The following is a 22668-nucleotide window of genomic DNA, read 5'->3' as shown; positions in this document are numbered from 1 at the left end:
ACACTACTCGATATAGGGATTAGGCAGCTCACCGCTTGCCTGCAAGACAGTTCATTGCCTGCATAACGGTATATCCCTGTTAACAGGGTGCCACCCGCATTCAATGAACTGTACGCCCCATGACTGACTTGAACCACGAGTGCAATCATCGGGGTAATACAGGGCTGTATAGAGAAAGTCGAATTTTTGTTGTGCATCTCGTAACAGCCAGACATACAACAACTCTCTGTTAGTGAGGAAACAATGAAAAACCATAAACTGCTTAGCGCTATGGGTGCCCTGGTAATCGGCCTGGGTGTATCGAGCGCGGCCTCGGCTGCCACCATCACCGGCTCCAGCTTCACCGCGACTGGCACCATTGCCGTTTCCGGGCCGTCGTCTTTCGGTGCCACGGTGAACTGCAACGTCACCTTCAATGGCAGCGTGGATGCTGGCGGTGCCACCGCCAGCATCACCGGCGTCAGCGTCAGCGGCAGCTCGCTGTGCGCCCAGGCGAACATCACTGGCCTGCCCTGGACGCTGACCCCGACCACCAGTTCCGATGGCGGTAATACCTGGGCCGGCACCGTTTCCGGCGTCGGCTTCACCATTGCCGGTGCTCCGCCCTTTATCCCGGCATCCAACTGCGCGGGCCCAAGCACCATCAACGCGCAATGGATCAACTCCAGCACCACCCTGCGCATCACCTCCGCCCAGTCCCTGGCCGGGGGCTGCACTCTGCGCTCGCTGAACGTCACGGCACCGGGCATTTCGGTCAACTGATCGAGTAGCCGAAAGAAGTAATAACCCGCGCGCTTATTAGAATATTCGACGAGCGCGCGGGTTATCGAACAATAAGTTCTCCTTATTAGAGATCAGCCATGCGAAACAACAATAAAGCACTTCCTGCCATACCCCATCGAGCCCTCTGCCTGGCAACTCTGGCCGGCTCGCTAATTATCACTTCACAAGCCCATGCCGGCGCATTCGGCGTACCGACTTACGGCACCCCTGGCTGGGGCCGTGCATTCGCGGGTGGTTCGATGTGGAAGAACGATCCCAGCGCTGCCTTCAACAATCCAGCCGCCATGGCCTTTATCAATCAGAACATTGCCCAGGTATCCGTGCACCACGCACGTGTTAGTTTGAAGTTCAAAGGCAATGTTTATGACTATCAAGGCGGCTTGCGCTCGGATCGGGATTTTGAGCGTGATGCGGCTGGCAATCCGACAGGCGGCATCATCGATAATGGCGCCATTACCAATGACGGTGGCCAAGGCGGTTTCGCAGCAGTGCTGCCCACCAGTTTCCTGGTCATGCCGATCAATGACCGGCTGAGCTTCGGCTTGAGCCAGGTCGTGCCCATGGGGGCCAGAACGACCTGGGATCGCGACTGGAAAGGCCAGGATTTCGCCGTCGATACCAAGGTCGAAACGGTTGGTCTGACCGGCTCGTTGTCGTTCAAGGTCAACGACACCTTCGCGGTCGGTGGTGGCATCATCGTTCAGAACACCAAAGGCTTCATCAGTCAGAACATCGATATTCTGGCCGCCGCAGGCACACCCACGTCACAGCTGAATCTGCCCCTTCCCTCAGGTCTCAGCGATGCCCTGATCCGTATCAAGGTGGACAATACCTCCTTTGGCTGGTTTACCGGCGTCGCCTGGAAGCCCACCGATCGCGATACGCTGGGCCTCAATTACCATGCCCGCATTCGCAACAAGCTGGAGGGCAAGTACAGCTTCTATGCAGATGAGTTCTCCCAATCCCTCATGGACGATCCGTTCTTTGGGAGCGACCAGACAGCCGTCGAGCAGGCCTTTCCCGGCCTGAGCCTGAATTCAAATGGCGCCAATGCAAAATCCCGTCTGGATGTACCTGCCAGCGCCACACTGGACTGGGTACATGAGTTCAATGACCGCCTCTCCCTGGGAGCGAGCATCACCTGGACCGAGTGGTCATCGTTCAAGGATCTCAAACTGAAATCCAACGGCAACACCCTGGTGGCCATCCCCTATAACTACAGAGATAGCTGGATGTATGCGATTGGTGGCGACTACCGCGCCACCGATCAGCTTACCCTGCGTGCAGGTGTGGCCCTGGATCAGACGCCGACACGCAACTCCACCCGCGATGCGCGTATTCCCGACGGTGACCGCACCTTCGTCTCCTTCGGTGGCAGCTACCGTTTCGCTTCCGAGCCTAACCTGAGCATCGACGCGGCCTATTCCCGCCAGTTCGTCGACAAGGCACGCCTGCGCACCGTCAACCAGGATCGCCTGGGCGGCGCACGCATGGATGGCGAAGTGAAAGCCAGGGGGGATGTATTCAGCCTCTCCGCTACCTATAAGTTCTGATTGGCCATCTTGGCCACTGCGGATACCGGCAGATTGAAGGGCTGTCGGTATCCGTTTTTTCTCCCTTTGGTTCCGCCTCACCTAGCCTGATCGCCACAAGCTATCCGCTCGATGCATGCAGCGTTCTGCCAAGAAAAGGCAAAAGCGTTACACTCGCGCCATCGTTGTCCGGAGTCCCTATGCGCGAAGAACTGATCCAAGGCCTGCTCGATTTTCTCAACGCCTCGCCGACCCCCTTTCATGCCACCAGCAGCCTGGCCATGCGCCTGGAAGCCGCTGGCTATCGTCATCTGGACGAACGCGCGCCCTGGCACCTCGAGGCCGGTGGCCGCTACTACGTGACCCGCAACGACTCCTCGCTCATTGCCTTCAAACTGGGCAAACGCCCGGCCGTCGAGGGCGGCATTCGCCTGGTTGGCGCGCATACCGACAGCCCCTGCCTGCGCGTCAAGCCAAGCCCCGAACTGCAACGCCAGGGCTTCTTCCAGCTCGGCGTGGAAGTCTATGGTGGCGCCCTGCTTGCGCCCTGGTTCGACCGTGACCTGTCGCTGGCTGGTCGTGTGACCTACCGCCGCGACGGCAAGGTGGAGAGCCAGCTGATCGACTTCTACCAGCCCATCGCCGTGATCCCCAGCCTGGCCATTCATCTCAACCGCGAGGCCAACCAGGGCTGGGCGATCAACCCGCAGAACGAGCTGCCGCCGATCCTGGCACAACTGGCCAGCAGCGAAACCGCCGATTTCCGCGCCCTGCTCGCCGAACAGCTAGCCATGGAGCACGACTTCAACCCGGATGCGGTGCTGGATTACGAGCTGAGCTTCTACGACACCCAGAGCGCCGCCATCGTCGGCCTCAACCAGGACTTCATCGCCAGTGCGCGCCTGGACAACCTGCTGTCCTGTTACGCCGGCCTGCAGGCACTGATCGACTCGGACGACGAAGAGACCTGCGTGCTGGTCTGCACCGACCACGAAGAAGTGGGCTCCTGCTCCGCCTGCGGCGCCGATGGCCCCTTCCTCGAGCAGGTACTGCGCCGCGTGCTGCCCGAGGGTGACGACTTCGTGCGCAGCATCCAGCGCTCGCTGCTGGTGTCGGCTGACAACGCCCACGGCGTGCACCCGAACTACGCCGACAAGCACGACGGCAACCACGGGCCCAAGCTCAATGCCGGCCCGGTGATCAAGATCAACAGCAACCAGCGCTACGCCACCAACAGCGAGACTGCCGGCTTCTTTCGCCATCTGTGCCTGGAGAACGAAGTGCCGGTGCAGAGCTTCGTGGTGCGCAGCGACATGGCCTGCGGCTCCACCATCGGCCCGATCACCGCCAGCCAGCTCGGCGTGCGCACGGTCGATATCGGCCTGCCCACCTTCGCCATGCACTCGATCCGCGAACTGGCCGGCAGCCATGACCTGGAACACCTGGTGAAGGTGCTGACGGCCTTCTACTCCAGCCCCGAACTCCCCTGAGGTTCTGAGACCTGCCATGATCGAACATATCCGCAACAGCCTGCAGGAAGCCCAGCGTGCGCTTGAGGCCTTCCTCGCCAACGAACAGACGCTGGGCAACATCCAGAAGGCCGCCGAGCTGCTGATCGAGAGCTTCGAGCACAAGGGCAAGGCCTTTTCCTGCGGCAACGGCGGCTCGATGTGCGACGCCATGCACTTCGCCGAGGAGCTGACCGGGCGCTACCGCAAGAACCGCCCCGGCATCGCCGCCGTGTCGATCAGCGACCCCAGCCACATTAGCTGCGTGGCCAACGACTTCGGTTATGACTTCATCTTCTCGCGCTACATCGAGTCGCACGGTCGCGAAGGTGACGTGCTGATCGCCCTCAGCACCAGCGGCAAGAGCCCCAACGTGGTCAAGGCCGCCGAAGCGGCCAAGGCCCTGGGCGTGAAGGTCATCGCCCTGACCGGCAAGCCGGGCTCGCTGCTGGAAAGCCTGGCCGACGTGTGCATCTGCGCCCCGGGCGGCGACTTCGCCGACCGCGTGCAGGAGTTGCACATCAAGACGCTGCATATCCTCATCGAGCTGATCGAGCGTAAGCTGAGCCCGCAGAACTACGCCTGAACACGTAGCCCGGATTGCATCCGGGCCACCTCGAGGCGGTGCGCACAGCGCACCCTACTTTCCTGTGCTCGTGAACAGCAGCGGCAAAGGCTTCGCGTGCAAAGCTTGCTCCTACGACAGCGGTATCGACTCAGGCGACGCGCAGGCGTTTCGGGGTCAGGCCCAGGTAGCGGCGCATGGCCGTGGTCAAGGCGCTCTGGCTGGAAAAGCCGCATTCCTCGGCGATCCGCACCAGCGGCAGATTGCTTTCGCGCAGCATGCGCGCGGCGCGGTCGAGACGAGTCTTGAGCAGGTATTGATGGGGCGTGAGCCCTACGCTGTCCTTGAACTGGGCATGGAAATGACTGGGGCTCAGGCACATCACCTGGGCCAGTTCGGCCACGCTGATGCGCCGTGCCAGATGCTCGTCGATATAGCCATCCAGCCGCTGCAGATCCAGGGCTCCCTGCGGCGCCCGCTGCTGTTCACCGAACAGGCGCAGGTGCAAGGCCCGCAACAGCACGCCGCCAATGGAACGCGCCAGGATCGAGTCGCTACCATAGCGCTCCAGCTCAGCGCCGGCGTAGCTCAGCAGGTTCTGGAAATCTGCATCCAGGGCCGGGTAACAGGGCTTCTCGAACAGCCGCTGCAGCAGCTCCAGGTCTTCGCCGGGCGTGTCCTGTTCATCCAGATCGAGAATCAGCATGCGATTGTCACCCATACCGGCGAACTGGTGAGCCTCATCACCCGGCACCAGGCAGGCGCGCATCCGGCAAACCTCACCGCCGCGTCCACCGACCTCGAACTCGGCGCGGCCTGCCAGCGACATCACCAACTGATGATGATCATGGGCATGTTCATGGGCCTGTTCGTCCAGGCGAATCACTCGGGCTTGCAGCATGGCTAGGACTTGCGACGTGGAGCGAAGGTTGCAACTTTACTCCCTTTCGACAAAAAACGCCGCAACCCTAAAAAACAAAAGTTGCACCTATAGCAACCCAAGCAATTCAAAACCTCGAATTTCTCTACAACTGGAGAATTGGAGCACTCAGCCCAATCCCATGTATTAGACTGCCGACACGCGGTCATGCATGCCATGACACGCCGCCTTACTCAGCCCACCCCAAGAAGCGGGCCTTATGCTCAATGAACCCTTGACCATGCTTGCCCTGGTGCTGGCACTGCTAACCCTTGCGTTCGTACTGGGCAGACACCCTTCCCCGCGACGCGAGCAGATGCGCTGGCAACTGGACAACCAGCTCATCCGCCATTGCCTGGATCTGCTCCAGGCGATGCAGAAACACCGGGGCCTGGGCGCTCTGCATGATGCCACGGGTATCACCCAGCGCCATGCGGTAGCCGACGAGCTCGATCAGCTCTGGCAGGACTGGCCAGGCGCCGACCTGCAATTACCAGCGCTGCACGAGCAATGGCCGATGCTAAGGCGCAACCCGCACGACTTCGACGGCCACTGTCGCCAGATAGAAGCCCTGCTGGAAGTGCTCGAACAGCTCGAGGATCGCCTCTATCAAAGACAACACCTGGACATTCGCGGCCTGGGCGAAGCCTGCCGAGCCCAGGAAAATCTCGCTCGCCTGCGTGGCCTGGCAGTACGCGCCGCCTATCATGGGCGCTGCCCATCCGGACTAAGGGTACAACTGGAGTTTCTCTGCTCACATCTGCATATCGAAGACGATGAGTCCGAGTTGCCTGCCCTGCTCGAACGCCTGCGCGAGGACTTGATTGATGCTCCCCAGGTTCGCATCACCCCGGGCGAGTGCTTCGCCCTGTTCACGCCACTTCTGGAACGACGCCTGCAACGCATCCGTCAGAAGTGGTCATGAAGCGGCATGGCAGCCGTTGAAAAGCCCGAGCCCTCTCCCCATGTAGCATCCAACGCATACGCAAAGGTGCTCCATGAACGATCAGGACAACACCCCGGAAGCTGTCGAAGTTCACGTCCAAGCCAGCAGTACTGGCCTGGTACTGCCTGCGCAGCAGTTCCCGGACAAGCTCTACATCATTCCCATCCACAACCGCCCGTTCTTCCCGGCGCAGGTGCTGCCCGTGATCGTCAATCAGCAGCCCTGGGGCCGCACCCTGACGCGCGTCGGCAACACCGAGCACAAGTGCATGGCGGTGTTCTTCGTTGACACCCCGCCGGACGAGCACGGCGAGTTCGATCTGGCCAGCCTGCCCGAGCACGGCACCCTGGTGCGCGTACACCATGTCAGCGAGGAAGGTGGCAAGCTGCAGTTCGTCGCCCAGGGCCTGACCCGCGTGCGCATCCGCGGCTGGCTCAGCCGCCGCGGCCCGTACCTGGCCGAAGTGGAATATCCACAAGCCCCGGCCGACCCGCGTGATGAGGTCAAGGCCTACGGCATGGCGCTGATCAATGCGATCAAGGAGCTGCTGCCGCTCAACCCGCTGTACAGCGAGGAGCTGAAGAACTACCTCAATCGCTTCAGCCCCAACGACCCGTCGCCACTCACCGACTTCGCCGCCGCGCTGACCACCGCCCCAGGCCGTGAGCTGCAGGAAGTGCTGGATACCGTGCCTATGCTCAAGCGCATGGAGAAGGTGTTGCCGCTGCTGCGCAAGGAGGTGGAGGTCGGCCGCCTGCAGAAAGAGTTGTCGGCCGAGGTGAACAAGCAGATCGGCGAGCGCCAGCGCGAATTCTTCCTCAAGGAACAGCTCAAGCTGATCCAGCAGGAGCTGGGCATCAGCAAGGACGACAAGAGCGCCGACCGCGAGGAATTTCTCGCCCGCCTCGAAGGCAAGACCCTGCCAGCCCCCGCACAGAAGCGCATAGACGAAGAACTGAACAAGCTGTCGATCCTGGAAACCGGCTCGCCGGAATACGCCGTCACGCGCAATTACCTGGACTGGGCCACCGCCCTGCCCTGGGGCGTCAACGGCGAGGACAAGCTCGACCTTGGCCGCGCGCGCAAGGTGTTGGACAAGCACCACGCCGGCATGGACGACATCAAGCAGCGCATCACCGAGTTCCTCGCCGTCGGCGCCTTCAAGGGCGAGATCGCCGGCTCCATCGTGCTGCTGGTCGGCCCGCCCGGCGTGGGCAAGACCAGCATCGGCAAATCCATCGCCGAATCACTCGGCCGGCCGTTCTACCGTTTCTCGGTGGGCGGTATGCGTGACGAGGCGGAGATCAAGGGCCATCGCCGCACTTACATCGGCGCCATGCCCGGCAAGCTGGTGCAGGCGCTGAAGGAAGCCGAGGTGATGAACCCGGTGATCATGCTCGATGAGATCGACAAGATGGGCACCAGCTACCAGGGCGACCCGGCCTCGGCGCTACTGGAAACCCTCGATCCGGAGCAGAACGTCGAATTCCTCGACCATTACCTGGATCTGCGCCTGGACCTGTCCAAGGTGCTGTTCGTCTGCACCGCCAACACCCTCGACTCCATCCCCGGGCCACTGCTCGACCGCATGGAAGTGATCCGCCTGTCCGGCTACATCACCGAGGAAAAGCTGGCCATCGCCAAGCGCCACCTGTGGCCCAAACAACTGGAAAAAGCCGGCGTGCCGAAGGCGCGCCTGTCCATCAGCGATGCGGCGCTGCGCGCGGTGATCGAAGGCTATGCCCGCGAGGCCGGCGTCCGTCAGCTTGAGAAACAGCTAGGCAAGCTGGTGCGCAAATCGGTGGTAAAGCTGCTGGAAGATCCCGAGGCGAAGATCCGCATTGGCGCCAAGGATCTCGAGGAAGCCCTCGGCATGCCGGTGTTCCGCAACGAGCGGGTGCTGGCCGGCGTCGGCGTGATCACCGGCCTGGCCTGGACCAGCATGGGTGGCGCCACCTTGCCGATCGAGGCGACGCGCATCCACACGCTCAACCGCGGCTTCAAGCTTACCGGCCAGCTCGGTGAGGTGATGAAGGAGTCGGCGGAGATCGCCTACAGCTACGTCAGTTCGCACCTCAAACGGTTCGGCGGCGACCCGACCTTCTTCGACCAGGCCTTCGTCCACCTGCACGTGCCGGAAGGCGCCACGCCCAAGGACGGCCCCAGCGCCGGCATCACCATGGCCAGCGCCCTGCTTTCGCTCGCACGCAACCAGGCGCCGAAGAAAGGCGTGGCCATGACCGGCGAGCTGACCCTCACCGGCCAGGTGCTGCCCATCGGCGGCGTGCGCGAGAAGGTGATCGCGGCGCGCCGGCAGAAGATCTTCGAGCTGATCCTACCGGAGGCCAACCGCGGCAGTTACGAGGAGTTGCCGGACTACCTCAAGGAAGGCCTGACCGTGCACTTCGCCAAACGCTATGGGGATGTAGCAAAGGTACTTTTTGAATAGCCGCAAGCGGCAAGCTTCAAGCCGCAAGAAGGAGCGGCGGCCGCTTCGGCTTGTCGCTTGCAACTTGTGGCTTGTGGCTTGTGGCTTGTGGCTTGCCGGTAAGGCTATGCTGGGCCAGGTTTTATTGACTGGAGTTCAACATGCACGCCACCTTGCGCCTGCTCACACTGCCCGCCCTGGCCTTGCTCAGCGCTTGCGCCCACCAGTCCGGCACACTGGAGTTGAGCCAGCAGCGGCAATGTCCACTGACCCTGGACAAGGGTCAACTGCTGATCCTCAGTCTGCCCAGCAACCCCACCACCGGCTTTCGCTGGGAGGTGCGCGATGGCGCCGAGAGCGTGCTGCAAAGCCTCGGCCCCGAGGTCTACAGCAACCCCGAAGATCCCGGCCTGGTCGGTGCTGGCGGCATCTCCACCTGGCGTTTCACCGCCCAGGAACGTGGCGAAGGCCGCCTGCTGCTGACCTACCAGCGCCCCTGGGAGACAGACGTGCCACCGGCTGAAACCTTCGAGTGCGAATTGCGGGTGAAATGAACAGAACTGCTTCTGTGGGGAGGGGCTTTAGCCACGACGACTCAAAATCAGTCGCCGCTAACAGGCCGTTGAAAAACGTAGGCGACGACTGCATGGATGCAGGAGGTAGAGCGAAGCAGGAAGCCCGAGCCGAGGCAGCCAGTGCAAGGCAAAAACAGGCGAAAAAGCGCAGTTTACGAGTTGTAAATGAGCATTTTGAGCCTGTTTTTAACGCAGCAATGGCAACGCAGGTAGTTTTTCAACAGCCTGCTAAAGCGCCTCCCACAAATCCCTGCCAGGTTCAGCTCTTGAGCCGGTAGCCGGTCTTGAAGATCCACCCCACCAGCAGAATGCATAGCGCCAGAAAGCCCAGCACCATCGCCAGGCTGACGCCGACGTTGACGTCGGACACGCCGTAGAAGCTCCAGCGGAAGGCGCTGATCAGGTACACCACCGGGTTGAACAGGGTCACCGTCTGCCAGGCCGGCGGCAGCATGCTGATGGAATAGAAGGCCCCGCCGAGGAAGGTCAGCGGCGTGACGATCAACGCCGGGACGATCTGCAGTTTCTCCCAGCCATCGGCCCAGACGCCGATGATGAAGCCGAACAGGCTGAAGGTCAGCGCAGTCAGCACCAGGAACGCCGCCATCCACAGCGGATGCTGGATCTCGAAGTCGACGAATAGCCTTGCGGTGAGCAGGATGATGATGCCGAGAATCACCGACTTGGTCGCCGCCGCACCGACATAACCGATCAAAATTTCCAGATAGGACACCGGCGCCGAAAGAATCTCGTAGATGCTCCCCGAGTACTTGGGCATGTAGATGCCGAACGAGGCGTTGGAAATGCTCTCGGTCAGCAGCGCCAGCATGATCAGCCCGGGAATGATGAAGGCGCCGTAGCTCACGCCCTGTACCTGGGTCATGCTCGAACCGATGGCCGAGCCGAACACCACGAAGTACAACGAGGTGCTGATCACCGGGGTGGCGATGCTCTGCAGCAGGGTGCGCCAGGTACGTGCCAGCTCGAACAGGTAGATGGCCTTGATGGCATACAGGTTCATGCGCGCGACTCCTTGAGCAGGGATACGAAAATCTCTTCCAGCGAACTCTGGCTCGACTGCAGGTCCTTGAAGTCGATGCCGTGCTGGGCCAGATCACGCAGCAGTTCGGCGATACCGGTGTTCTCGTGCTGGGCATCGAAGGTGAACACCAGGGCATGGCCCTGATCGGCCAGTTCCAGACCATAGTGCGCCAGCTCGGCCGGCACGCAGGACAGCGGCTGCTGCAACTGCAGCGTCAGTTGCTTCTTGCCCAGCTTGTGCATCAGCACCTGCTTGTCCTCTACCAGGATGATGCGGCCCTTGCTGATCACCCCGATGCGATCGGCCATTTCCTCGGCCTCTTCGATGTAGTGGGTGGTCAGGATGATGGTTACGCCCCGCTCGCGCAGGCGCCGCACCATGTTCCACATATCGCGGCGCAGCTCGACGTCAACGCCTGCGGTGGGTTCGTCGAGAAAGAGAATCTGCGGCTCATGGGAGAGCGCCTTGGCGATCATCACCCGGCGCTTCATGCCGCCGGACAGCTCCATGATCTTGGCATTGCGCTTGTCCCACAGCGACAGATCCTTGAGCAGTTGCTCCAGATAAGCCGTATCGGGCTTCTTGCCGAACAGGCCGCGGCTGAACTTGACCGTGGCCCAGACCGTCTCGAACACGTCACTGACCAGCTCCTGCGGCACCAGGCCAATCTGCGAGCGGGCCGCGCGGTAGTCGTGGACGATGTCCTTGCCGCCGACCAGCACCTTGCCTTCGCCCGGATTGACGATGCCGCAGATGATGCTGATGAGGGTGGTCTTGCCGGCGCCATTGGGGCCCAGCAAGGCGAAGATCTCGCCCTGGCGAATGTCCAGGTCGATGCCCTGCAGCGCCGGATGCCCGGACGCATAGACCTTGTTCAATTGCTGAATGGAAATGACCGACTGCACGGTGGATGGCCCCTTGCCTGCGGAAAACGCCACAGTTTACAGGGCATGAGGCGGCGACATCAGCGCATAGGAGAAAAAACGGCGCACTTGTGGTGCGCCGGGGATGCTGCAGGTGAGGTAGAAAACGATTACAGCGCTTGTGGCGATGCAACCATAGGCCAGGCGGCAGGCACCGCCCGGCGTATTCGCTGGCGAGCGGGATCAGAGCGGCGTCAGCAGCTTGCCGGTGGCGATGAAAGCGCGCAGGTTGTCCAGCACCAGATCCGCCATCTGCTGGCGCGTCTCGACACTGGCGCTGCCGACGTGCGGCAACAGCACCACGTTGTCCAGTTCGCGCAGCGCCGTCGGCACCTGGGGTTCACGCTCGAAAACGTCCAGCCCGGCGCCAGCGATCACCTTCTGCTGCAACGCCGTGATCAGTGCGGCCTCATCGACCACCGAGCCACGTGCCACATTGATCAGAAAACCATCAGGCCCCAGCGCTTCGAGCACCTCGCCGTTGATCAGATGATGGGTGGCCTTGCCGCCCGGGCAGGTCAGCACGAGGAAATCCGCCCAGCGCGCCAGCGCCAGCAGATCCGGCTCATGCTGGTAAGGGCTGCCTTCGACCGCACGGCGATTGTGGTAACGCACCGGCATGGAGAAACCCGAGGCGCGCAGGGCCACCGCCTCGCCAATGCGGCCGAGGCCGACGATACCCAGGCGCTTGCCGCTGACCCGACGCGCCAGCGGGAAACCCGTGGTGCTGTTCCAGGCGCCACTACGCACGAATCGATCAGCCTCGGACAGACGCCGAGCGCTGTCGATCATCAGGCCCATGGCCAGGTCCGCCACGCAATCATTGAGCACGTCCGGCGTGGTGCTGAGGACGATGCCGCGATCACGCAGCAGCTCCAGCGGATAGGGGTCGTAGCCGACGCCGAAACTGCAGATGGCGCGCAGATTCGGCAGCAGCGCAAGCTGGTCAGCCGTGCAGCCGAAACGTGCCGAGGACACCATGTAAATGAACTGCTCGCCCTGCTCGCGCAGGAACGCCAGCGGCTCGACCTGCTGCCACAGTGCACTGACCTCGTATTCCTCGGCCAGCTCGCGGTTGAAACGCTCGCTCAGCGGGCCGATCTGCAGCACCTTGGGTTTGCTCATGGGGCCTCCTGTCTCAGTTGTAAGGCTCACAATAATTTGCCCGGATTCATCAGCCCGGCCGGATCCAGCACCTGCTTGATGCGGGTCATCAACTCCAGCTCCAGCGGCGCCTTGTAGTGCTGCGCAGCCATGCGCTTGGATTGGCCCAAACCATGTTCGGCGCTAATGCTACCGGCATCTTCCAGGGTCGAGTCGTAGATCACCCGCATGATCGCTTCGGCCTGCGCCTTGAACGCGGCATCCTCGGCGCCGATTGGCTTGCTGATGTTGTAATGCAGGTTGCCGTCGCCGACGTGCCCGTAGGCCACGATGCGCACACCGGGAAACGCCTGCTGCAGCGCCCGGTCGGTACGCGCGATAAAGTCGGGAATACGGCTGACCGGCACGCTGATGTCGTGCTTGAGGCTCGGCCCTTCATGGTTCTGCGCCTCCGAGATGCCCTCGCGCAGCGCCCACAACGCGCGCACCTGGGCGTCGCTGGCGGCAACCACGGCATCCAGCACCACGCCTTGCTCGAAGGCGGCGCCGAGGCCCTGTTCGAGCAGTTCGTTCAAGAGCGCGTTGGGCTGGGTGTCACTCAGTTCGATCAGCACGTACCAGGGATGCGCTTCGGCAAAAGGGTCGCTGACACCGGCGACATGACGCAGGACGAACTCGACGCTTTGCCGCGACATCAGCTCGAAGCCGGTCAGGCGATCACCACACAGCCCGCGCATCTGCCCGATCAACTCGACGGCTGCCTGCGGGCTGGGCAGCGCCACCCAGGCGGTGGTCAGGCTGCGCACGGCGGGGAACAACTTGAGCACGGCGGCGGTGATGATACCCAGGGTTCCCTCGCTGCCGATGAACAGGTGCTTGAGATCGTAGCCGGTATTGTCCTTGCGCAACCCGCGCAGGCCGTCCCAGATGCGCCCATCGGGCAGCACCACTTCCAGACCCAGGGTCAGGTCGCGCATATTGCCGTAGCGCAGCACCGCGGTACCGCCGGCATTGGTCGCCAGGTTGCCACCGACCGTGCAACTGCCCTCGGCGCCCAGCGACAGCGGGAACAGCCGGCCGACTTCGGCGGCGGCCTCCTGCAGTTGCTGCAGGATCACCCCGGCCTCGACGGTGATGGTGGCGTTGGCCACGTCCACTGTGCGGATGCGCTTCATGCGCGTCAGCGACAGCACGACCTGCGCTCCGGAGTCGTCCGGAATCGAGCCGCCACACAGGCCGGTATTGCCGCCTTGTGGCACCAGGGCGACGCCGGCCTTTACACACAGGCGCACCACGGCGGCAACCTCCTCGGTCGAGGCCGGGCGCAGCACGGCAGCCGCCTGGCCACGGTAGGCGCCGCGCCAGTCGCTCAGGTAGCTCTGCATGCGCTCGGCGTCAGTGATCAGGCCAGCCTCGCCGACCGCCTCGCGCAGCGCCTGGAGCAGATCATCCGGCAGGCCACTCATCTCAGGTCACCGGCGCCGGGTTGAACAGCACCAGATCGTTATGCAGACGCAGCCGTTCGGCGCAGGTCTGCTTACGACCGCTGGCCACGTCCAGATAGAGCTGGAAGATATGCCAGCCCATTTCTTCCAGGCTCATGCGCCCGGAGAGGATCTGACCGGCGTCGACGTCGATCAGATCCGGCCAGCGCTCGGCCAGTTGACTGCGCGTGGCCACCTTGATCACCGGCACCATGGCCAGGCCATAGGGTGTGCCACGCCCGGTGGTGAAGATGTGCAGGTTCATGCCCGCCGCCAGTTGCAGGGTGCCGCAGATGAAGTCGCTGGCCGGCGTGGCGCAAAACCACAGGCCCTTGCCACGGATGCGCTCGCCCGGCGCGACCACTCCGGCGATGGTGCCGTTGCCGGACTTGGCGATGGAGCCCATGGCCTTCTCGACGATGTTGTTCAGCCCGCCCTTCTTGTTGCCCGGCGTGGTGTTGGCACTGCGGTCAGCCATGCCGCGCGCCAGGTAGCGGTCGTACCAGTCCATCTCGCGGATCAGCGCATCGGCCACTTCGACACTGGCGGCACGCGGCGTGAGCAGGTGAATGCCGTCACGCACCTCGGTGTTCTCGGAGAACATCACGGTGGCGCCAGCGCGCACCAGCAGGTCGGCGGCCACACCGAGGGCCGGGTTGGCGGTGATGCCGGAGAAGGCATCGCTACCGCCGCACTGCATACCAACCACCAGCTCAGACGCCGGCACGGTCTCGCGACGACGCAGATCGAGCACCTTCAGGCGCTCCTCGATCATGCCCATGATCTGCTCGACCATGCCGGTGAAGCCAGTGCCGGAGTCCTGCAGGCGGAACAGCCAGTCCTCTTCATCCATGCCATTGGTAAGTGCGTCGCCATCCATCAACTGGTTGGCCTGCAGCTTCTCGCAGCCGAGGCTGATCACCAGTGCCTGGCCACCCAGATTGGGGTTGCGGCTGATGTTGTACAAGGTGCGGATCGGCACCACGGCGTCCGGTGCGTTGATCGCCACGCCGCAACCGTAGCTGTGCGACAGCGCCACCACATCATCGACATTGGGGTATCTGGGCAGGACTTCCTTGCGCACGCGCTCGACCACATGATCGAGCACGCCGACCACGCACTGCACGGTGGTGGTCACGCCAAGGATGTTACGGGTGCCGACGCTGCCGTCCGGGTTGCGGAAGCCCTCGAAGCTGTAGCCCTCCAGTGGCTCGCCGGGTGCGGTCTTGATGGTCGCCTTGGGCAGGTTGTCCAGAACCGGCGGCTCGGGCATGCGCAGCACCTGCTCGGTGACCCAGCTGCCGGCGTCGATGGATTTGAGCGCATAGCCGATGACCTCGCCATAGCGCACTACTTCTTGCCCTTCGGCGATATCCACCAGCGCCACCTTGTGGCTCTGTGGAATGCCTTCGATAGCCGTCAGACCATCGTCGAACTGACCGCCTGCGGCAACGCCCTGGTCATTGACCACCACACCAACGTTGTCGGTTGGGTGCAGGCGGATATAGCGGGGCGAATCCTGATGGGGAATCAACTGCATGCTGCGTGCTCCTGTTGTGCGCTCAGGATGCCGAGCCGGACGTGGCGTCCAGCTCGACCCTGTGAATACGGCCGACGATCAGGCCGAAGCTGACGACCGCCAGCAGGGCATTGAGGCCGACATAGACCAATGCCCCATCAAAAGAACCGGTATGACTGACCAGGTAGCCGATGACGATGGGGGTGGTGATCGCCGCCAGGTTGCCAAAGGTGTTGAACAGCCCGCCGGACAGGCCAAGTATCTGCCGTGGCGAGGTGTCGGCCACCAGCGTCCAGCCCAGCGAACCGAGGCCCTTGCCGAAGAAAGCCAGGGCCATCAGCGCCACCACGGCCGTGTCGCTCTCGACGAAAATGCACAGCAACACGGCGCTCGACAGCATCAGGCCGAGCACCATCGGCAGCTTGCGCGCCAGGGTCAGCGAGTGGCCACGGCGCAGCATGCCATCGGACAGCAGCCCGCCGAGCACACCACCGACGCAACCGCTGATGGCCGGCAAGGCGGCGGCAAAACCGGCCCCGAGAATACTCATACCGCGCGCCTGCACCAGGTAGACCGGAAACCAGGTGAGAAAGAAGTAGGTAATGGCGTTGTTGCAGTACTGGCCAAGGTAAATGCCGATCATCGTGCGCTGGCGCAGCAGCAGGCCCAGGTATCGCCACTGCGAGCCGCCGGCGCTGCCGCGCTGCCCTTCCAGATCGATCAGCGCGCCGCCCTGATCGAGATAGTGCAACTCGGCCACCTCGATCCGCGGGTGCGCACGTGGCCCATGCAGTTGCTGCAGCCAGACGAACGACAACACCAGCCCCAGGCAGCCGAGCACGATAAATACCGACTGCCAGCCCATCACCTGCACCACCCAGCCCATCAACGGCGCAAACAATGCCGTGGCGGCGTACTGCGCCGAGCTGGAGATGGCCGTGGCGGTGGCGCGCTCGGCGGTGGGAAACCAGGAGGCGATGATGCGCGCATTGCCGGGAAAGCACGGCGCACTGGCAAAGCCCACCAGCAGCCGCAGCAGGAACATCGAGGTCACCACCCAGGTGGTCGGCAGCCAACCGACGAAGCCCTGCAGCAGGGTCAACGCCGACCAGATAAACAGCGCCAGGGTATACACCGGCTTGGTGCCAAAACGGTCGAACAGCCAACCGCCGGGAATCTGCCCGATCACGTAGGCCCAGCCGAACGCCGAGAAGATATAGCCGAGGGTCACCGCGTCGATGCCCAAACCGGCCTGCATCGCCGAACCGGCGACCGACAGACTGGAGCGATCGGCGAAGGTGATGGTGGTGACCAGAAACAGCATCAGCAGGATGCTGTAGCGCACATGACCGGGTTTGGCGGCTGGCATCAGGGGAACTCGCGCGGGGAACGAAGGGCCCGGCGCACGGCGCCGGGCGACCTGACTCAGCGTACCAGGCAGGGCTTCTTGTTATTGAAGGTCCAGCCCGGAATCAGGTACTGCATGGCCACCGCGTCGTCGCGCGCGCCCAGGCCCTTGGCCCGGTACAGCTCGTGCGCCTTGGCCAGCGCATCCCAGTCCAGCTCGACGCCCAAGCCTGGGGTTTTCGGCACCTGCACCAGACCACCTTCAATGCGCAGCGGGTTGCGCGTCAGGTACTGGCCGTCCTGCCAGATCCAGTGGGTGTCGATGGCGGTCACACGCCCCGGCGCGGCGGCGGCGACGTGAGTGAACATGGCCAGGGAAATGTCGAAGTGGTTGTTCGAGTGCGAGCCCCAGGTCAGGCCCCAGTCGTTGCACATCTGCGCCACCCGCACGGAACCGGCCATGGTCCAGAAATGCGGGTCGGCCAGCGGGATGTCCACCGATTGCAGGGAGATGGTGTGGCCCATCTGCCGCCAATCGGTAGCGATCATGTTGGTCGCGGTGGGCAGACCGGTGGCACGGCGGAACTCGGCCATCACCTCGCGACCTGAGTAACCGTTCTCGGCGCCGCAGGGGTCTTCGGCATAGGCCAGCACGCCATGCAGGTCACGGCACAGGGCAATGGCCTGATCCAGCGACCAGCCACCATTGGGGTCGAGCGTCACACGAGCATTCGGGAAGCGCGCGGCCAGGGCACGGATCGCCTCGACTTCGGCCTCGCCATGCAGCACGCCGCCCTTGAGCTTGAAGTCGTTGAAGCCATAACGGGCATGGGCGGCCTCGGCCTGACGGACGATGGCCTCGGGAGTCAGCGCGGTCTGGTTGCGCACGCGCTCCCAGGCGTCGTCGGCGTCGCGCTCATCGCGGTAGCCGAGATCGGTCTTGTCCTTGTCGGCGATGAAGAACAGATAGCCGAGCATCTCCACCGCGTCGCGTTGCTGGCCTTCGCCAAGCAGCGCGGCGACCGGCACACCGAGGTGCTGGCCGAGCAGGTCGAGCAACGCCGACTCCAGGGCGGTGACGGCATGGATGGTGATGCGCAGGTCGAAGGTCTGCAGACCACGGCCGCCGGAATCGCGATCAGCGAAGGCGCGGCGCACCTGATTGAGCAATGCGTTGTAGTTGCCGACCGGCTGGCCGACGAGGATCGAGCGGGCGTCTTCGAGGGTCTTGCGAATGCCCTCGCCGCCGGGGACTTCGCCGACACCGACGTGGCCGGCGCTGTCCTTGAGAATGAGGATGTTGCGAGTGAAGTAAGGGCCGTGGGCACCGCTCAGGTTGAGCAGCATGCTGTCCTGGCCGGCGACCGGTACGACTTGCAGCTCGGTGATCAGCGGAGTACCGACAGCGGCAGGGGTCTGTGAATTCATGAGCGTTACCCTGTTGTTCTTATGGGTTGGATGATCATTCAACGCGGCCGCGCCCGTAAACGGGCGCGGCGCCAAGGCTAGTGGTCGCTCAAGGCATGAGGAACCGATAGCGGTATTACTGCGCGCCTTGCGCTTCGATCAGCTTGGCCAGGGCTTCGTACTCGTCCGGCAGCAGATCGGTCAGCGGTGCACGTACCGGGCCGGCATCGTAACCGACGATCTTGGCACCGGCCTTGACGATGCTCACCGCATAACCGGCCTTGCGGTTACGGATGTCCAGGTACGGCAGGAAGAAATCGTCGATCAGTTTGCCAACGGTGGCGTGATCGTCGGCGGAGATGGCCTTGTAGAAGGCCATGGCGGTTTTCGGGATGAAGTTGAACACGGCCGAGGAATATACCGGTACACCCAAAGCCTTGTAGGCCGCGGCGTAAACTTCGGCAGTCGGCAGGCCACCGAGGTAGGTCAGGCGCTCACCCAGACGACGACGGATCGACACCATCAGCTCGATATCGCCCAGGCCGTCCTTGTAGCCGATCAGGTTCGGGCAACGCTCGGCGACCTGCTCCAGCAGGCTGGCGTTGAGACGGCAAACATTGCGGTTGTAGACCACCACACCGATCTTCACCGATTTGCACACCTGCTCGACATGCGCGGCAACGCCGTCCTGCGAGGCTTCGGTCAGGTAATGCGGCAGCAGCAGCAGGCCCTTGGCGCCCAGGCGCTCGGCTTCCTGCGCCATCTGGATGGCCACGCGGGTCGGGCCACCAACGCCAGCCAGGATGGGCACGGACTTCTCGCAGGTGTCCACGGCGGTCTTGATCACGGCGCTGTATTCGTCCGGCGCCAGGGAGAAGAACTCGCCCGTACCGCCGGCTGCGAACAGGGCGGAGGCGCCGTAAGGTGCCAGCCACTCGAGGCGGCGGACATAGCCAGCCTGGTTGAAATTACCGGCAGCATCGAAGTCGGTCACCGGGAAAGACAGCAGACCGGAAGAGAGGATGGACTTGAGTTCTTGTGGATTCATTGTGCGAACACCCTGTAATGCGAGTTGTGAGAAATGGCGTCAGCCTCGGCTGTAGAGATACGTTATCGTACAACAAATAAAAAAACACCAGTTTTTCCATTCACCGTTCGTCGTAGCGCTTCCTCGCATCCCTCAACTTTCAACGCACGGCCCCGTGTTATCAAGGAAATTCAGATACAGAGGATGCGCTCAACACGCCTCTCGAGCAGCAGCAGGGTTATCATCAGCAAGCAAAACAGCGTTGACAGGTCAGGATCGGACTGGTACTAATTTCGCCAAGTCATACGACAACCTATGACAAACCAATAAAAACAAGCGAGGCCCAGGTCATGTCACAGACCTTCATTGCCGCCCTGCCCTGCCATCGTGCTGGTCATTGCACCGACGCCAGCAGCCGCCCGAACAGCGCAATCCGTACAGGCTTCGTTGCCGTCCATGCCCATGCTCTCACTTGCCGCCGCGAGGATCGCCTGCCGACCCCGGCGCACGACTGAACCGTACCTTCGCCATTGCGGCCAAGGGCCGCGCCAGTTTCGGAGCCCCAGCCAAGATGTACGAAGCCTCCCGCCACAGCACGCCACAGATCGTCGACATGCAGGTCATCCCGGTCGCCGGCCATGACAGCATGCTGCTCAATCTGTGTGGCGCCCATGCCCCCTACTTCACCCGCAATCTGGTACTGCTCAAGGACAGCGCCGGTAACACGGGTTGCGGTGAAGTGCCAGGTGGTGAAGGTATTCGTCAGGCACTGGAGCGCTGCCGCGAACGGGTGATCGGCCAGCCGCTCGGCCGCTACAACAGCATTCTCAACAGCCTGCGCCAGGCCATCGCCGGGCCGGCCAAGGGGCCGCAGACCACCCGGCACCAGGTCACCTCGGAAGCCGAAGCACGCGTGCTCAAGCAACCGCACGAGATCAACCTGCGCCTGGATAACGTGATCACTGCTATCGAAGCCGCGCTGCTCGATCTGCTCGGCCAGCACCTGGGCGTACCTGCCTGCGAACTGCTTGGCAGCGGCCAGCAACGCGATAGCGTTCCGATGCTCGCCTACCTCTTCTATATAGGTGATCGTCAGCGTACCGACCTGCCCTACCTCGCCGGCAAAGGCTCGGCGGATGACTGGTACCACCTGCGCCACCAGGCTGCGATGGCCCCGGAAGCCATCGCCCGCCTGGCCGAAGCGGCGCATGCGCGCTATGGCTTCAACGACTTCAAGCTCAAGGGCGGGGTGATGCGCGGCGCCGAGGAAATGGACGCGATCCGCGCGATCAAGGCGTGCTTCCCGGAGGCTCGCGTCACCCTCGACCCCAATGGCGCCTGGTCACTGGATGAAGCCATCGCCCTGTGTCAGGGACAAGGCCATGTGCTGGCCTACGCCGAGGATCCCTGCGGCCCGGAGAACGGCTACTCGGGCCGCGAGGTGATGGCCGAGTTCAAGCGCGCCACCGGCATCCCCACCGCCACCAACATGGTCGCCACCGACTGGCGGCAGATGGGCCACTCGCTGCGCCTGGAAGCTGTCGACATCCCCCTGGCCGACCCGCACTTCTGGACCATGCAGGGTGCAGTACGCCTCGGCCAGGTGTGCGAAGAATTCGGCCTGACCTGGGGTTCGCACTCCAACAACCACTTCGACATTTCCCTGGCCATGTTCACCCATGCCGCCGCAGCCGTGCCGGGTCGCGTCACCGCCATCGACACCCACTGGATCTGGCAGGAAGGCACCGAGCGCCTGACCCGCGAGCCGCTGCAGATCATCGGCGGCCAGGTGCGGGTAACCGACAAGCCCGGCCTCGGCATCGAGCCGGACATGGAGCGGATCATGGCCGCTCACGAGCTTTACAAGAAGGTGGCCAACGGCGCGCGTGACGACGCCATGGCCATGCAATACCTGGTTCCGGGTTGGCAATACCACCCGAAACGTCCCAGCCTCGGTCGCGACTGACTCACGCGACTTCGATTCACCATCCGGAGCATTCCAATGAAAAAAACATTCCGCGCCTCCCTTCTTTCTGCCGTCGTCGGCATCGGTGCCCTGGTCAGCCATGCGGCCACCTTCGCCGATGAGGTCAACTGGCCGACCCGCCCGATCCAGGTGGTGGTCATCGCCAACCCCGGCGGCGATACCGACTTCAACGCCCGCATGATGGCCAAGTACTTCAACCAGATCACCGGCAAGACCATGGTGGTGACCAACGTCGCTGGTGGCGGTGGCACCCTGGCGGCCGAACAGGTCAAGGGCGCAGCGCCGGATGGCAACACCATTCTCTTTACCCATCCGGGCCAAATGATCGTCAACGAGGTCGCCGGGCTGACCGAAGACAGCTATGAGACCTTCGACGTGTCCTGCATCGCCGGCGTCGACAAGAGCACCGTGTTCGTCGCCTCCAAGCAATCCGGCGTGACCAACATGCAAGACCTGATCGACAAGTCCAAGGCCAATCCGGGCAGCATCACCTATGGCACCGAGATGGGCAGCTTCTCCCACCTGCAGGGCCTGATGCTGGAAAAACTCGCCGGCATCAAGCTGAAGATGGTCGACGGCGGCACCGTATCCGACCGCGTGGTCGGCATGCTCGGCGGTCGCCTGGACATGGGCGCCATCACCTATGGCTCGGTGCAGGACTATGTCCAGGGCGGGCAGATGGTCGCACTGGGCCAGCCCAACGCCGAGCGTAACCCCATGATTGGCGATGTACCGACCCTCAAGGAACAGGGCCTGGACATCACCATGGACAAGCCCTACATCGTGGCCTTCCCGAAGGGCACCGACCCAGCCATCGTCAAGAAGATGTCCGACCTGATGAAGCAGATCACCGAAGTGCCCGAGTACGCCGAGGATCTGAAGAAGTTCAAGCAGCCGGTCGCCTTCTATCCCACCGAAGAAGCCAAGGCCATCCTGGCCAAGACCCGCGACGATTTCATGCAGTTCAAGGATGAGCTGCGCAAGGCCAAGTAAGCCCTCAAGTGATGCGGGCTGGCATCAGGCTGGCCCGCATCGCACCTCAGAACATCGAGGCATGCGATGAGCACCCTGAACAAGAAAGAACTGATCATCGGCGTCGCCATGCTGGTCGCCAGCATCGGCTACATGGCGATGAGTTACCAACTGCCCGGGCACGCCGGCGTCGACGCCGCCACCCTTCCCGTCCTGCTCTCCGGCCTGCTTCTGCTATTAGGCGTGATGCAGGTGCTCGGCGCCTTTGCCAGCAAGACGGCAGTGAACAACGAAGCCCCCAGCCAGGATGACAGCAGCGAAACCGCTGCTCCCGCGATCGTCGAACCCAGGACGGTGTTCAAGACGCTGGGCCTGATCCTCGCTTACATGGCCCTGCTCGGCCCGGTGGGTTTCCCGATCATGACCGCGCTGTACCTGTACCTGCAGTTCATCGTGCTGACGCCGGTGAACCAGAAAGTCCGTCACCTGACCTACGCCCTGATCGCCGTGATCAGCTCGGCCGTCATCTTCCTGCTGTTCCGCGAGGCCTTCGACCTGTTGCTGCCCGCTGGCCTGCTGAACGACTTCCTCTGAGGATCG

Annotated in this window: 20 protein-coding genes; 11 read left to right on the top strand and 9 right to left on the bottom strand. The window is 62.9% G+C overall.

Translation table 11 applies throughout. The features are described from left to right. Nucleotides 1–243 precede the first annotated feature (243 nt). The 4 genes from praB (at nucleotide 244) to lpcA (ending at nucleotide 4409) form a co-directional block, all read left to right on the top strand. Nucleotides 244–762, top strand: a complete 519-nt coding sequence (gene praB / locus OU800_RS06515; RefSeq protein ID WP_268182149.1) for an alkane oxidation protein activator PraB — start codon at nucleotides 244–246, stop codon at nucleotides 760–762. Between the two features lie 98 nt (nucleotides 763–860). Continuing rightward, a complete protein-coding gene (locus OU800_RS06510; protein WP_268182147.1) occupies nucleotides 861–2336 on the top strand; it encodes an outer membrane protein transport protein in 1476 nt (491 codons plus the stop codon). Nucleotides 2337–2515: 179 nt separating this feature from the next. After that, nucleotides 2516–3805 carry a M18 family aminopeptidase gene (locus OU800_RS06505; RefSeq protein ID WP_268182145.1) on the top strand — a complete coding sequence of 430 codons (1290 nt, stop codon included), beginning with the start codon at nucleotides 2516–2518 and terminating at the stop codon, nucleotides 3803–3805. Between the two features lie 16 nt (nucleotides 3806–3821). Beyond that, nucleotides 3822–4409: a D-sedoheptulose 7-phosphate isomerase gene (gene lpcA, locus OU800_RS06500; RefSeq protein ID WP_268182143.1), complete on the top strand. Its 588-nt coding sequence runs from the start codon at nucleotides 3822–3824 to the stop codon at nucleotides 4407–4409. Between the two features lie 130 nt (nucleotides 4410–4539). On the opposite strand, the gene OU800_RS06495 is transcribed toward lpcA, so the two are convergent. Further along, complete coding sequence (locus OU800_RS06495; protein ID WP_268182141.1) at nucleotides 4540–5289, bottom strand: helix-turn-helix transcriptional regulator; 750 nt, start codon at nucleotides 5287–5289, stop codon at nucleotides 4540–4542. Between the two features lie 238 nt (nucleotides 5290–5527). On the opposite strand from OU800_RS06495, the gene OU800_RS06490 reads away from it, so the two are divergent. The 3 genes from OU800_RS06490 (at nucleotide 5528) to OU800_RS06480 (ending at nucleotide 9235) form a co-directional block, all read left to right on the top strand. Beyond that, nucleotides 5528–6232, top strand: coding sequence for a hypothetical protein (locus OU800_RS06490; protein WP_268182139.1), 705 nt, complete (start codon nucleotides 5528–5530; stop codon nucleotides 6230–6232). A 73-nt stretch (nucleotides 6233–6305) separates the two neighbouring features. Then, complete coding sequence (gene lon / locus OU800_RS06485) at nucleotides 6306–8702, top strand: endopeptidase La (protein WP_268182137.1); 2397 nt, start codon at nucleotides 6306–6308, stop codon at nucleotides 8700–8702. Nucleotides 8703–8842: 140 nt separating this feature from the next. Further along, on the top strand, nucleotides 8843–9235 hold the full coding sequence (locus tag OU800_RS06480) for a protease inhibitor I42 family protein (protein ID WP_268182135.1): 393 nt from the start codon (nucleotides 8843–8845) through the stop codon (nucleotides 9233–9235). A 280-nt stretch (nucleotides 9236–9515) separates the two neighbouring features. Here the strand turns inward: OU800_RS06480 and OU800_RS06475 are convergent, their stop codons facing one another. The 8 genes from OU800_RS06475 to kdgD form a co-directional block, all read right to left on the bottom strand. Continuing rightward, nucleotides 9516–10277 (bottom strand): ABC transporter permease, encoded by a 762-nt coding sequence (locus OU800_RS06475; protein ID WP_264145852.1) that lies wholly within the window; start codon nucleotides 10275–10277, stop codon nucleotides 9516–9518. Continuing rightward, complete coding sequence (locus OU800_RS06470) at nucleotides 10274–11203, bottom strand: ABC transporter ATP-binding protein (RefSeq protein WP_268182132.1); 930 nt, start codon at nucleotides 11201–11203, stop codon at nucleotides 10274–10276. Before OU800_RS06470 ends, OU800_RS06475 begins: the two co-directional genes overlap by 4 nt. A gap of 201 nt (nucleotides 11204–11404) precedes the next feature. Further along, complete coding sequence (locus OU800_RS06465; RefSeq protein ID WP_268182130.1) at nucleotides 11405–12346, bottom strand: 2-hydroxyacid dehydrogenase; 942 nt, start codon at nucleotides 12344–12346, stop codon at nucleotides 11405–11407. Nucleotides 12347–12372: 26 nt separating this feature from the next. Further along, complete coding sequence (locus tag OU800_RS06460) at nucleotides 12373–13791, bottom strand: FAD-binding oxidoreductase (RefSeq protein WP_268182129.1); 1419 nt, start codon at nucleotides 13789–13791, stop codon at nucleotides 12373–12375. Nucleotide 13792: 1 nt separating this feature from the next. Further along, the gene (gene garD, locus OU800_RS06455; RefSeq protein WP_268182128.1) at nucleotides 13793–15349 is read right to left on the bottom strand and encodes a galactarate dehydratase; all 1557 of its coding nucleotides are present in this window, start codon (nucleotides 15347–15349) and stop codon (nucleotides 13793–13795) included. Nucleotides 15350–15371: 22 nt separating this feature from the next. Next, nucleotides 15372–16697, bottom strand: coding sequence for an MFS transporter (locus tag OU800_RS06450; protein WP_268182127.1), 1326 nt, complete (start codon nucleotides 16695–16697; stop codon nucleotides 15372–15374). A gap of 56 nt (nucleotides 16698–16753) precedes the next feature. Next, nucleotides 16754–18103: a glucarate dehydratase gene (gene gudD / locus OU800_RS06445; RefSeq protein WP_268182126.1), complete on the bottom strand. Its 1350-nt coding sequence runs from the start codon at nucleotides 18101–18103 to the stop codon at nucleotides 16754–16756. Between the two features lie 115 nt (nucleotides 18104–18218). Beyond that, on the bottom strand, nucleotides 18219–19130 hold the full coding sequence (gene kdgD, locus OU800_RS06440; RefSeq protein WP_268182125.1) for a 5-dehydro-4-deoxyglucarate dehydratase: 912 nt from the start codon (nucleotides 19128–19130) through the stop codon (nucleotides 18219–18221). A 329-nt stretch (nucleotides 19131–19459) separates the two neighbouring features. Between kdgD and OU800_RS06435 the strand changes: the two genes are divergently transcribed. The 4 genes from OU800_RS06435 to OU800_RS06420 all read left to right on the top strand — a co-directional run bounded on the left by OU800_RS06435 (nucleotide 19460) and on the right by OU800_RS06420 (nucleotide 22662). Next, nucleotides 19460–19624, top strand: a complete 165-nt coding sequence (locus tag OU800_RS06435) for a hypothetical protein (protein WP_268182124.1) — start codon at nucleotides 19460–19462, stop codon at nucleotides 19622–19624. A gap of 56 nt (nucleotides 19625–19680) precedes the next feature. After that, nucleotides 19681–21075 (top strand): enolase C-terminal domain-like protein, encoded by a 1395-nt coding sequence (locus OU800_RS06430; protein ID WP_268182123.1) that lies wholly within the window; start codon nucleotides 19681–19683, stop codon nucleotides 21073–21075. A gap of 36 nt (nucleotides 21076–21111) precedes the next feature. Beyond that, entirely contained in the window at nucleotides 21112–22089 is a 978-nt protein-coding gene (locus OU800_RS06425; protein ID WP_268182122.1) for a tripartite tricarboxylate transporter substrate binding protein, read from the top strand. A gap of 66 nt (nucleotides 22090–22155) precedes the next feature. Next, nucleotides 22156–22662: a tripartite tricarboxylate transporter TctB family protein gene (locus OU800_RS06420; RefSeq protein ID WP_268182120.1), complete on the top strand. Its 507-nt coding sequence runs from the start codon at nucleotides 22156–22158 to the stop codon at nucleotides 22660–22662. Nucleotides 22663–22668 lie beyond the last annotated feature (6 nt).

It is taken from the genome of Pseudomonas sp. GOM7, from assembly GCF_026723825.1.
Classification (GTDB): domain Bacteria; phylum Pseudomonadota; class Gammaproteobacteria; order Pseudomonadales; family Pseudomonadaceae; genus Aquipseudomonas.
Note: the sequence above shows the minus strand (reverse complement) of the source record. Positions and strands in the feature narration are given on the sequence as shown.